Raw genomic sequence first — 11,805 nt, 5'->3', positions numbered from 1 at the left:
ACGAGGTGGAGGGCACCTTCCGCCGACTGGGCGGTTTCGGGGGGTCGTTGCAACGCGGTTGATCAATTGGTTTGGGTCAGGAGTTTAGTCAGGCGCTCGGCTGGGGTGTCCCAGCCGAGCGTTTTGCGTGGTCGGCGGTTGAGTTGGGCGGCGACGGCGGCGAGGTCGTCGGGGGTGTGGACAGAGAGGTCGCTGCCTTTGGGGAAGTACTGGCGGAGCAGGCCGTTGGTGTTTTCGTTGCTGCCGCGTTGCCAGGGCGAGTGAGGGTCGCAGAAGTAGACCGGGATGTTGGTGGCGAGGGTGAACTCGTGGTGGCGGCTCATCTCAGCGCCTTGGTCCCAGGTCAGGGACCGTTTCAGGTGGGTGGGCAGTGTCTGGATGGTGGTGATGAGGCCGTCGCGGACGGTTTCGGCGTCGTGTCGTTCTGGCAGGTGGACCAGCAGCACGTAGCGGGTGGTGCGCTCGACCAGTGTGCCGATCGCGGATGCCCCGCCGGCACCGAGGATCAGGTCACCTTCCCAGTGGCCGGGCACGGCCCGGTCCGCGACCTCGGCCGGGCGGTCGCTGATCATCAGCATCGGTGCGGTGAAGCGGGACTGGCGTTGCTCGGTGGTCCGGCGGGGTCGGCGCACCGTACGGCCGGTGCGCAGCGCCCGGGCCAGTTCACGACGCAGTCCGCCGCGACCTTGGACATAAAGGGCCTGGTAGATCGTCTCGTGGGTCACGTGCAGCTCCGGGCGGTCGGGATGGTCCCGGCGCAGCCGATGGCTGATCTGCTCCGGGCTGTACCGGTCGTCGAGCATGCCCTGCACCCGTTCACGCAATTCGGGATGGGCGGCGATCTTGCCGGTCTTCGGCCGGGCGCGGCGCGCCTCGGCGCGAGCCTGAGCGGCATAGGGCCGGTAGTCACCGCTACCGGGATGACTGTTGCGCCGCAGCTCCCGGCTGATCGTGCCAGGATCACGCCCCAGCTCGCCTGCGATGGCCCGCACACCCAGGCCGGCCCGACGCAGGTCAGCGATCACCAGCCGCTCGTCCTGAGACAAAAACCGGGACGACACCTCGGGCCGGGCACGAGCCGGAGGTGACGGCGGGGCGCAAGAACACGTGGTCCCACGCCCCGCCCGTCGGCCGAATCGCCACCGATACCCGGTCGTGCGGCTGACCCCCACGATCCGGCATGCCTCAACCGTGCCCACACCCCGCGCCACAAGATCAAAATAGACCTCGCGCTCAGCAAGCAACTTCTTACACCCCTGAGGCGACCTGTCCTGACGGATCTCGAACACCGCAACCCCTGAACAAATCAGGCGTTGCAACCACCGCTAGAACCCGAGCTCACCGGGAGAAGGGTGCCCTCCACCCCTGTGCAGGGTCGTGCACCGCTGCTCGCCGTGGGCGCTCGCGCCGCTCACCGCTCGACCCCGGTCCCTCCGCGGCCGCGGTCTGCGACCGGGTCGACGCGATCCCGACGGGGATCGGACGTCCGGTTCCCGCTCCAGTCGCGCGGGTCGGGGGTGACGCTCCGGCGTGTCGTCGCCCGACACGCCGGAGGTCCGCGATCCCAGCGGAGCTCGCGTGCCCGACTTCCGCCGGACTCGCGTGCTCACGAGGCCGGTGCCGCGCGGCTCAGGGGGAGAGGGCGAGTTGGCGGGCCTGGCAGACCAGGCGGCCGACCGAGTCCACCACCGTGACGTCCTCGTCGAACCACTGGCCGTGGACGGCCCGGCAGTCGACCGCCAGGCGGAGCCAGCCGTTCGCCGGTTCCGCGCGGAGCAGGGCCGTCAGCTGCACCGTGGGTGCCCAGCCGAAGCGGGCCAGGTTCAGCGTGACCGGCACCGAGAGGTCTCCCGCGACCAGGCCGAACAGCAGGTCCGGCTGGCCCTCCCGGGGCCGGACCCACATCCGCAGCCGCGGCGGCCCGGTGCGCCCGTCGAGGAACTCGGCGGTGTCGGCGTCCAGCCGCATGTCGCAGACCTGCGCCAGGAAGAAGAACTTCCGCGCTTCCCCGGCGCTGAGGTCGATGGCGTTCGACGGCGGGTTCACCGGCATGTCGGGCAGGTCCGCCCACGTCGGCTCGTCCTCCGGCGGCTTGCCGAGGGTGGTGGTGGCGTCGACGCAGGTCTTCCCGCTCTGCTCGAGCACCGCTCGGGCCACGGTCACCGTCTTGCCCGCCTTGAGGAGCTCGGTGCGGATGAGCACCGGCCCCACCCGCGGCGGGCGCAGGTACTGCGCGCTCACCGCCAGCGGCGCGAGCCCGGTCGTCTCGCCGAGCGCCCTGGTCAGCAGGGCCAGCAGGTAGCCGCCGTGCGGGCGTTCGCCCACGGCCCATCCGGGGTGCAGGTGGGCGACGAAGGTGCCGTCGCCGAGCGGGCGGACCGAGGTGGCCGCCGCGAAGGGGTCCAGGGCCTCGGTCACGTGCGGTCCAGGGGTCGGATGCGCTCGAAGACCGATGCGCGCAACGGGTTCATGGTCACCGATTCTAGTGACCTTGATCGAAGTTGATCATCAGGCTCCGGTCGAGCCCGCCAGCCGGTCAGGTCGACGACAGCGGCCGCAGGTGCTCCTGGGTGAAGCGCAGCGCCTCGGCCAGCACGGCCGCCCGCTGCTGCCGGGTGCGCGCCTTGCGGGTGTTGACCTCCAGCACCACCGACCCCCGGTAGCCGTCCGCCGCGAGCGCCTCGCAGACCTCGGCGCAGGGCTGGTTGCCCTGGCCCGGCACCAGGTGCTCGTCCCGGGGCGCCCCCGTCCCGTCCGCCAGGTGCACGTGCGCGAGCCCGCCCTTCATGCGCTTGAGCAGGTCGATGGCGTCGACGTGCGCGGCGGCGGCGTGCGAGAGGTCGAGCGTGTAGTTGCGGTAGCCCACCTCGGTCGGGTCCGGCGACGGCGTGAACGCCGAGAGGCCGCCGGCCTTGGCGCCGCGCAGCCGGTTCAGCGTGCTCGGCGGGCGCAGCGGGAACATGTTCTCCACCGCGACCGCGATCCCGCTGGTCTCCTCCAGCTCCGCGACCAGGTCGCTGAACCCGTCGGCGTAGCGGCGCTGCCAGCGGAACGGCGGGTGCACGACCACTGTGGACGCACCGAGCTCGCCGGCCACCACCACGGCCCGCCGCAGCCGCTCCTCCGGCTCCGGTGACCAGACCCGCTGGGTGATCAGCAGGCAGGGCGCGTGCACCGCCAGGACCGGAACCCCGTGCTGGTCGGAGAGCCGGCGCAGCGCGGCCACGTCCTGGCTGACCGCGTCCGCCCAGACCATCACCTCGACCCCGTCGAAGCCGAGGTCCGCGGCCATCTCGAACGCGGCCCGGGCCGGTTGCGGCCACACCGAGGCGCTGGACAACCCGACCGGGATGCGTCCGGGGGCGTCCTCGCGCGGTGGCGGTTGCACTGTCATGTCCTGCCAAGGATGACCGACGATCGTTCCGGGGTCACGCGTCGGCCCCGCAGGAGGAGCGCAGCTCACACCCGCCGGGCGGGGACGGCGCGCGGCTCAATGGCTGATCAGCAGCAGCGCGGCCGGCGAGACCGTGCAGAACAGCCCGACCAGCACGGCGAGCAGGATCGTCTGCAGGTCGTTGTTGCGCAAGAACTTCCACGCCACCAGCACCAGCAGACCGGTGAACAGCAGTGCCGCGGCCAGGGCCGCCAGCGCGTGGAAGCCCCACAGCCAGCGGAACCCGAACCAGACGGCCCCGCCACCGACCAGACCGGCGACGCCCTGCGCGGCGAGCGTGCCCCACTCCTTGGCCGGCGACGGCGCTTCCGCCTCCTCCTCGGAGTCGTCCGCGCGGTAGTCGTCGGCGTCCAGGCCGGCGGGCAGCTCGGGGTCGTAGTCGTCGTCCTCCTCGGCGTACTCGGGCTCGTCGTAGTCGAAGTCGTACGGGTCCTCGTCCGCGCGCGCCGGCTCCTCCTCGGCCTCCTCCGGCGCAGCGGTCGGGACCGCCAGCACCTCGGTGCCGTCCTCGGGGGGCGGCGGGACCGGCGCGGCCACGCGCGGCAGCTGCTCGGTGGCGCCCTCCGGGGGCGGCGCCGCGGCGGGCGGTGCCGGGGACGCGTCCGGGCGCAGCGCGGGCTGCTGGATGGTCGCCTCCGCGTCCTCGGCGGGCGGCGGAGCCGGGGCCGCCGGGGCCGGGGGCGGAGCGCTGCCCCCGCCGCTGGCGAACCGCTTCGCCCAGTAGCTCGGACCGGACTGCGGCTCCGCGGGCGCCTCGGCGGCAGGCGGTTCCGGAGCGGGCGCGGGCGGTTCCGGCGCCGGGGCCGGTGGCGGCGCCGCCGGGGACTGGGCCGCCGGGGACTGGGCCGCCGGTGGCTGGGCCGCGGGTGGTGGTGGCGGAGCGGGCGACCGGCGGCCGGCGGCCCGGTGGCTGCGGTACTGCGGTGCGTCGGCGTCGGGCTGCACGGCGCGCATCTGCCCGCTGTCCGACAGCACGCGCTCGATGATCGCCTGCGGCGCGGTCTCGCTCGGGTCCTCCGCGCGCCTGCGCCGCCGGCGGCTGCTCTTCTGGGCGCCCCCGCCGTACTCGGCCAGCAGTTCCGCCACGGTGCGCTGGGTGGGCTGATCGGCCCCGCTGTCCCGATTCATCGCTCCCACCGTGCCCCGTGCTCCGTCCGGCGTCCAGTTCCGTCCTCAACCCCGGCGAGCTGCAGCGCCTCCCGGGTCTGGATGGCAGTGTGACTGTCTCCGTTGGTGTGGTCCAGCCGCCGCAGGATGACCCCTTCGCGCAACGCCCAGGGGCAGATGTCGAGTTCCTCCAGCTCCAGGGCGCTCATGGTGGCCTCCGCCACCAGCGCACCGCCGACGAGCTGGTGCGCCCGCGCGGAGCTGACCCCGTCGAGGCCGCCCAGGTCCTTCGACGACATGCGGGTGATGAAGCTGATCAGCTGGCGCAGCCCGGTCGCGGTGAGGGTGCGCCGCACCCGGGGACCGGCGGAGGCCGGGGCGGCCCCGGTCAGCCTGGCCAGCGAGCGGAAGGTCTTGGAGCTGGCCACCGCCCGGTCCGGCCGGCTGAGCTTGCGGAACTGCTTGGCGGTGGGGGCGAGCTGGCCCTGCAGCCACTCGCGCAGCTTCTTGACCTCGTCCTGGCGGGGCGGGTCGTGCAGCATGGTGCGGGCCATCCGCCCGGCTCCCAGCGGGAGCGAGACCGCCAGGTCGGGCTGCTCGTCGATGCCGATCGCCAGCTCCAGCGAGCCACCGCCGATGTCGAGCACCAGCAGGTTGCCCGCGGACCACCCGTACCACCGGCGCGCGGCGAGGAAGGTGTACCGGGCCTCGTCCTCACCGGGCAGCACCTCCAGCTTGATGCCGGTCTCGTCGGTGACCCGGTCGAGCACCTCGGCGGCGTTGTCAGCCTCCCGGACCGCGGAGGTGGCGAAGGCCATCAGCTCCTCGCACCCGGCCGCGACCGCCGCCTCCTGCGCGTCGGCGACCGTGCGGACCAGCTCGGCGGCGTCGTCCTCGCTGAGGCTCCCGCCGTGCGCGCCGATCCGCTCGGCCAGCCGCAGCACGGTCTTCTCCGATGTCATCGGGGTCGGATGGGCACCACGGTGCGCGTCCACCACCAGCAGGTGGACCGTGTTGGATCCGACGTCGAGCACCCCTAGGCGCATGACCGACAAGTTACCGGCTGCGCACACGACCAGGGGTCGGGTGGGCCCGCGAACGGCCCACCCGCGCTGGGCCGTCCGCACCCGGACCTGGTCCGCTGGTGCGCCGGGTGCTCCTGGTCACGCGTGCCGGTCACGCCTCGAACTTGTAGCCGAGACCACGCACCGTGATCAGGTGGCGCGGGTCGGCCGGGTTCGGTTCGATCTTCGAGCGCAGCCGCTTGACGTGCACGTCCAGCGTCTTGGTGTCACCGACGTAGTCCGCGCCCCACACCCGGTCGATGAGCTGACCGCGGGTGAGCACCCGGCCCACGTTGCGCAGCAGGTACTCGAGCAGGTCGAACTCCTTCAACGGCAGGTTGACGTCCTCGCCGTCGACGGTGACCACGTGCCGCTCCACGTCCATCCGCACCGGCCCCGCGGTGAGCACCTGCGGCTGCTGCTCCTCCGCCTCGCCGCCGCGGCGGCGCAGCACCGCGCGCACCCGGGCGATGAGCTCGCGCGCCGAGTACGGCTTGGTGACGTAGTCGTCCGCGCCCAGCTCCAGCCCGACGACCTTGTCGATCTCGCTGTCCCGGGCCGTCACCATGATCACCGGCACCGAGGAGCGCTGGCGCAGCTGCTTGCACACGTCGGTCCCGCTCATGCCGGGCAGCATCAGGTCGAGCAGCACGATGTCCGCGCCGTTGCGGTCGAACTCGTCCAACGCCTCCGGACCGGTCGCCGCGATCGACGGCGTGAAGCCCTCCTTGCGCAGCAGGAACGCGAGCGGGTCGGCGAAGGACTCCTCGTCCTCCACGATCAGCACCCTGGTCACCGGACTCCTCCCGTTTCGACGGTTGTGACCCCGTCTGCACCCTCGTCCCCGGGACGGGCGGCACCGACCTGGTGGTCCGCTGCCGCCGGTCCCGGCTCGGCGGCCGGTTGGCCGTCTGTCGTGCGAGCGCCGTGCCTGGGCACCCGGAGCGTGAAGGTGGAGCCGGTCCCGGGCCGGCTCCAGAGCTTGACCTCGCCGCCGTGGTTGGCGGCGACGTGCTTGACGATGGCCAGGCCGAGGCCGGTGCCGCCGGTGGCGCGGGAGCGGCCCGGGTCGACCCGGAAGAACCGTTCGAAGACGCGTTCGTGGTACTCGGGCTCGATGCCGATGCCGCGGTCGGTGACCGCGATCTCCACGAAGTCGCCGGACTGGCGGCGGCTGATCGACACCGGGCTGCCCGGCGGCGAGTACGCCACGGCGTTGTCGATGAGGTTGCTCAGCGCGGTGACCAGCAGCGTCCGGTCGCCGTCCAGCAGCAGGCCGGAGGGCTCGTCGACGGTGATCTCGATGCCGGCGGACTCCGCGCCGATCCGGCAGCGGCTCAGCGCCTCGTCGACCACGGCGTCCACGTCGACCGTGGTCAGCTCCGGCAGGCGCTCGGCGCCCTGCAACCGGGAGAGCGCGATCAGCTCGGAGACCAGGGTGCCCAGCCGGGTCGACTCGTGCAGGATCTTGGTGGAGAACCGCCGCACCTCGTCGGGGTCGTCGGCGGCGTCCAGCACCGCCTCGGCGAGCAGCGCGAGCGCCCCGACCGGGGTCTTGAGCTCGTGGCTGACGTTGGCGACGAAGTCGCGGCGGGTGGCCTCCAGCCGCACCGACTCGGACTCGTCGGCGGCGTCGACGACGGTGAAGCCGTCGCCGAGCGGCCGGACCTCACCCAGCACCGCGGCCGGGGCGCGACCGCGCAGCGCGGTGCGCTCGGTCAGCGGGGAGAGGTCGACGGGGACGGCTTCGCCGGTCTCCAGGGCCTGCTGGGCGGCCTTCTGGGCGCGCGGGTCGGCGCGGTGGTCGCGGATGATGCCGAGCTCGTCGGCCCGCGGGTTGTGCAGCACCACGTCGCCGAACTTGTTGAGCACGACGACACCGCCTGCGCTGGTGTGCACCAGCCGCTGGAGCAGTTCCGCAACGGTGGGCCCCTCCGGCCTGCCGCGACCGTAGAAGCGGAGTCGCGCGATGCCGAAGCCACCGGCCGCGCCCACCAGGAGCACGGCCACGATCAGGGCGGTGTAGCCCAATGCGGTCACGCCAGCATCGTAAGGGCGGCGGGGTGGGGAGGGGCCAGTCCACGAGGGCGTTCCGTGATGCCCGTGACACGAACCGGGGAGTTCTTCACCTCTGCGTCACCCGCCGCTGGCAGCGCGTTCACCGTCCGCGGGACCGTTGGTCGCACTGCGTTCGCCCGCGCGGCCACGTCCCGCCACCTCTCCCCCGCGAGAGTGAGGACTGGTGGGCACCTCCGGCGCGCCGACCGGGAGGTGCCCACCACCGCCCGGTCGGGTCAGCGGCCCTGGTTGGCGACCGCGGCCGCGGCCTTCTCCGCCGCCTCCGGGTCGAGGTAGGTGCCGCCCGGGTTGGTCGGCTTGAAGTCCTCGTCCAGGTCGTAGCGCAGCGGGATGCCGGTGGGGATGTTCAGGCCCGCGATGTCCTCGTCGGAGATGCCGTCGAGGTGCTTGACCAGCGCGCGCAGCGAGTTGCCGTGCGCGGCGACCAGCACGGTGCGGCCGGCCTCGAGGTCCGGCACGATCGCCGACTCCCAGTACGGCAGCAGGCGGGCCACCACGTCCTTGAGGCACTCGGTGCGCGGCAGCTCCGCGCCGAGGCCGGCGTAGCGCGGGTCGCCGTCCTGGCTGTACTCGCTGCCGAGCTCGATCTCCGGCGGCGGCGTGTCGTAGGAGCGGCGCCAGAGCATGAACTGCTCCTCGCCGTAGGTCTCCAGCGTCTGCTTCTTGTTCTTGCCCTGCAGCGCGCCGTAGTGGCGCTCGTTGAGCCGCCAGTCGCGGCGGACCGGGATCCAGTGCCGGTCGGCCACGTCCAGGGCGATGTTGGCCGTGGAGATCGCCCGCCGCAGCAGGGAGGTGTGCAGCACGTCCGGCAGCACACCGGCCTCGCGCAGCAGCTCACCGCCGCGCTTGGCCTCGCCCTCTCCCTTCGGCGACAGCGGGACGTCCACCCAGCCGGTGAACAGGTTCTCGGCGTTCCACGTGCTCTCACCGTGCCGCAGCAGCACCAGGGTCGAAGTCATGCACCCAGGCTATAGAGCACAGCGGGTGGTCACGCCCCGGGCGCCTGCCGCACCGGTCAGCCCAGCGCGGCGTCGAGGGTGATGGTGGTGCCCGCGAGGGCGACCGAGACCGGGCAGACCTCCTTGGCCTTCTGCGCGACCGCGGCGAAGTCCTCCGCGCTCAGCCCCGGCACCTCCGCCCGCACGGTGAGCGCGATGCCGGTGATGGCGAACCCGTCGCCGCGCGGCCCGAAGGAGACCTCGGCGCTGGTGTCGATCGACCGCGGCGGCGTGCCCGCCGCGGAGAGCAGCCCGGACAGCTGCATCGAGTAGCACGCCGAGTGGGCGGCGGCGATGAGCTCTTCCGGGCTGGTGCGGCCGTCCGGGGACTCCGCGCGCGAGGCCCAGGTGACCGGGAACTGGCCGGCGTTCGACGAGTCGAGGGTGACGGAACCGGAGCCGGACTCCAGGTCCCCGGTCCACTGCGTGGTGGCGTTGCGATCGGTCATCTCACCGCTCCTGCTGGGGTCCGCGGAGGCTCCCCGCCCCTCCGCCGCCCCCAGCCTCGCGCACCGCACCGAGACCCGCACATCGGTTGCGGGGTTCACTCGACAGTTATGTGATCACCGCAGCTCCGTGACCCGGGAGTGGCGGCCGTCACCCGCGTTGACCAAACGACAGCAGTTTGATTCCCGAGTGTTACTCCCTGTTGTGAACATCACACGGATGGAGGAATGTGGCGGCCTTGTGGCGGTCGCATGACTCTGCGAAGTTGACAACGCTCCTTGTTGATCGGCTCCCACGCACTCCCCGATCACGAGGACGCGTGAACGCGGTCCGCGCCCCCCATCGGACCGCGCCCGCCGGGCCAGGGTGCCCCCCGCCCACCGGCCCGACACGCGGGACCCCGCGCGGGGCGGCTCGAGCTCGTGACTCCCCCTCTCTCCCGAGCCGCCCCCGCGGTCCTCCGCCGACGACCGGGGCAGGCCCGGCGACGCGGGCGGCCTCGCGCACCCGACGACGGCGGACGAGCACGCCCAGCGGCACCGCGGGACGGCCAGGACCGCCGCGAAGGGCAGCGCCACCCGCCTCACGGCGCTGCGAAGGACCCCGTCGAGCTCAGCGGTGCGGACCACCTCGTCCTGCTGCGGGCACGCGGGACCGGCGCTGCACTGCGACACCTGCGCCGCGCGCTCCGCACTCGACGAACTCGCGGACCGCGACCCGATCGTGTCGCGGTGACGCGCGCCGCCTCGCCCCGTCCCGGGCGCGGCGCGGTCGTCCGGTGGCACCTACGGCTTGTCGTGCAGCGGTTCCAGCGGGCCCTCGCGCTCCACGAGCTGGCGGAACGGCTGCAGGTTCGCCAGCGACTCCCCGCGCGACTCGCGCCAACCCCACTCCCGGCGGATGGCGGTGGCGAACCCCAGCTCCAGCAGCGTGTTGAAGTCCCCGTCGGCGGCCTCCAGCACCTGGCCGAGCACCCGGTCCAGCTCCTCGCTGGTCACCGCGTGCAGGCCGATGCGGCCCACCAGGTAGACGTCGCCGTTGGCGTCGAGGGTGTAGTGCACCCCGTAGAGCTTGGCGTTGCGGCGCAGCAGGTACCGGTAGACCTCCTCGTGCGCCTCGTCCGGCTGCCGGCACACGAACGCCTCGACCACCAGGGCGTGCTCGGCCACGACCAGCCAGCAGTTGGTCTGCAGCTTCTTGCTGCCGGGCAGCGTCACGAAGAACCGGCCCGGCCCCTCCTGCCGGTGCTCCAGCCCGTTGTCGTCCAGGGTGGACTTGATCACCTCGTCGACGCTCACGCGGTCACCTCCTCGAAGCGCAGTCGCGCGTGGAAGGCCATTCTGGCCCGCGCGTAGGCGTCCAGGAGCAGCTCGGTGGTGCGCCGCCACGAGAACCGGGCCGCGTGCTCCACCGTGCCCGCGGCCAGGCGCGCCCGCAGCTGCGGGTCCAGCACGACCGAGCCCAGCGCGTCGGCCCACTGCCCGGTACGGTGCCCGTCCACCAGCAGCCCGGACACCCCGTCGTCGACCGCGACCGGGAGCCCGCCGACCGCCGCGGCCACCACCGGGGTCCCGCAGGCCTGCGCCTCCAGCGCGACCAGGCCGAACGACTCGTTGTGGCTCGGCACCGCGATGACGTCCGCGGCCCGGTAGACGTCGGCCAGCGCCGTGCCGGAGCGCGGCGGCAGGAACCGCACGACGTCGGTGATCGCCAGCTCCGCGGCCAGCTCCTGCAGCGCGCGCGGGCGCTCCAGGCCGCTGCCCGACGGCCCGCCGACCACCAGCACCACCAGGCGCTCCCGCAGGTCCGGGCGCCGGGCCAGCAGTTCGGCGGTGGCCCGCAGCAGCACGTCCGGGGCCTTCAACGGCTGGATCCGGCCGACGAAGGCGAGCACGACCGCGTCCGCGGGCAGGTCCAGCCCGGCGCGCGCGGCGACGCGGTCGCCCGGGGCGAACACCTCCAGGTCGACGCCGGGCGGGATGGTGGCGACCGAGGCCGGGTCCGCGCCGTAGCGCTCGACCAGGTCGGCGGCCTCGAAGTCGGTGTTGGCCACCAGCATGTCGGCCTCGTCGACGACCTGCTCCTCGCCGAGCACGCGCACCCGCGGCTCCGGGGTGTCGCCCGCGGCGAGGTTGGCGTTCTTGACCTTGGCGAGGGTGTGCGCGGTGTGCACCAGCGGCACCCCCCAGCGCTCCCGGGCCAGCCACCCGACCTGCCCGGAGAGCCAGTAGTGCGAGTGCACGATGTCGTAGTGGCCGGGCTCGTGCCGGGCCTCCACCCGCAGTGCGCCGGCCGCGAAGGCGCACAGCTGCGAGGGCAGCTCGTTCTTGTCCAAGCCCTCGAAGGGCCCGGCGACGACGTTGCGGACCAGGACGCCGGGGGCGAGCTCGGCGATCGGCGGGACGTCCGAGGACGTCGCCCTGGTGAAGATCTCGACCTCGGTGCCGAACTCGGCGAGCTGCCGCGCGGTCTGCGCGATGTAGACGTTCATGCCCCCGGCGTCACCGGTGCCCGGCTGCTCCAGCGGTGAGGTGTGCAACGAGAAGACGGCCGCGCGCCGCGGTCGCATGCGTAACGTTCTGGAGGTCATCTGCTGTCCATCGCGAGCGGGACGCCCCGAGGGGTTCGGGACGCTCGTACGAACCCGACACCCGGG

General features: G+C 73.1%; 11 protein-coding genes. All 11 read right to left on the bottom strand.

The features are described from left to right. Positions 1-62: 62 nt before the first annotated feature. The 11 genes from HNR68_RS05075 to mshA all read right to left on the bottom strand — a co-directional run bounded on the left by HNR68_RS05075 (position 63) and on the right by mshA (position 11,739). Positions 63-1,289, bottom strand: coding sequence for an IS30 family transposase (locus HNR68_RS05075; RefSeq protein WP_425502848.1), 1,227 nt, complete (start codon positions 1,287-1,289; stop codon positions 63-65). Positions 1,290-1,629: 340 nt separating this feature from the next. Further along, positions 1,630-2,418: an acyl-CoA thioesterase domain-containing protein gene (locus HNR68_RS05070; protein ID WP_179718126.1), complete on the bottom strand. Its 789-nt coding sequence runs from the start codon at positions 2,416-2,418 to the stop codon at positions 1,630-1,632. Positions 2,419-2,536: 118 nt separating this feature from the next. After that, entirely contained in the window at positions 2,537-3,394 is an 858-nt protein-coding gene (locus tag HNR68_RS05065; RefSeq protein ID WP_179718122.1) for a sugar phosphate isomerase/epimerase family protein, read from the bottom strand. 96 nt (positions 3,395-3,490) lie between these two features. Continuing rightward, a complete protein-coding gene (locus tag HNR68_RS05060; RefSeq protein ID WP_179718120.1) occupies positions 3,491-4,582 on the bottom strand; it encodes a hypothetical protein in 1,092 nt (363 codons plus the stop codon). Further along, a complete protein-coding gene (locus tag HNR68_RS05055; protein WP_179718117.1) occupies positions 4,579-5,607 on the bottom strand; it encodes a Ppx/GppA family phosphatase in 1,029 nt (342 codons plus the stop codon). Before HNR68_RS05055 ends, HNR68_RS05060 begins: the two co-directional genes overlap by 4 nt. A gap of 130 nt (positions 5,608-5,737) precedes the next feature. Next, positions 5,738-6,421, bottom strand: coding sequence for a winged helix-turn-helix domain-containing protein (locus HNR68_RS05050; protein ID WP_179718115.1), 684 nt, complete (start codon positions 6,419-6,421; stop codon positions 5,738-5,740). Continuing rightward, complete coding sequence (locus HNR68_RS05045; protein ID WP_179718113.1) at positions 6,418-7,665, bottom strand: sensor histidine kinase; 1,248 nt, start codon at positions 7,663-7,665, stop codon at positions 6,418-6,420. The genes HNR68_RS05050 and HNR68_RS05045 overlap by 4 nt, the downstream gene beginning before the upstream one ends. A gap of 254 nt (positions 7,666-7,919) precedes the next feature. Further along, positions 7,920-8,663 (bottom strand): phosphoglyceromutase, encoded by a 744-nt coding sequence (locus tag HNR68_RS05040; RefSeq protein WP_179718111.1) that lies wholly within the window; start codon positions 8,661-8,663, stop codon positions 7,920-7,922. 56 nt (positions 8,664-8,719) lie between these two features. Then, positions 8,720-9,151: an OsmC family protein gene (locus HNR68_RS05035; protein WP_179718109.1), complete on the bottom strand. Its 432-nt coding sequence runs from the start codon at positions 9,149-9,151 to the stop codon at positions 8,720-8,722. Between the two features lie 783 nt (positions 9,152-9,934). Continuing rightward, positions 9,935-10,447 carry a YbjN domain-containing protein gene (locus HNR68_RS05030; protein WP_179718107.1) on the bottom strand — a complete coding sequence of 171 codons (513 nt, stop codon included), beginning with the start codon at positions 10,445-10,447 and terminating at the stop codon, positions 9,935-9,937. After that, on the bottom strand, positions 10,444-11,739 hold the full coding sequence (gene mshA / locus HNR68_RS05025) for a D-inositol-3-phosphate glycosyltransferase (protein WP_179718105.1): 1,296 nt from the start codon (positions 11,737-11,739) through the stop codon (positions 10,444-10,446). The genes HNR68_RS05030 and mshA overlap by 4 nt, the downstream gene beginning before the upstream one ends. Between the last annotated feature and the right edge of the window lie 66 nt (positions 11,740-11,805).

Origin of the sequence: Saccharopolyspora hordei (assembly GCF_013410345.1) — a bacterium.
GTDB lineage: Bacteria > Actinomycetota > Actinomycetes > Mycobacteriales > Pseudonocardiaceae > Saccharopolyspora > Saccharopolyspora hordei.
The sequence above is the reverse complement of the archived record's forward strand: the minus strand, read 5'-3'. Positions and strand labels throughout refer to the sequence as shown.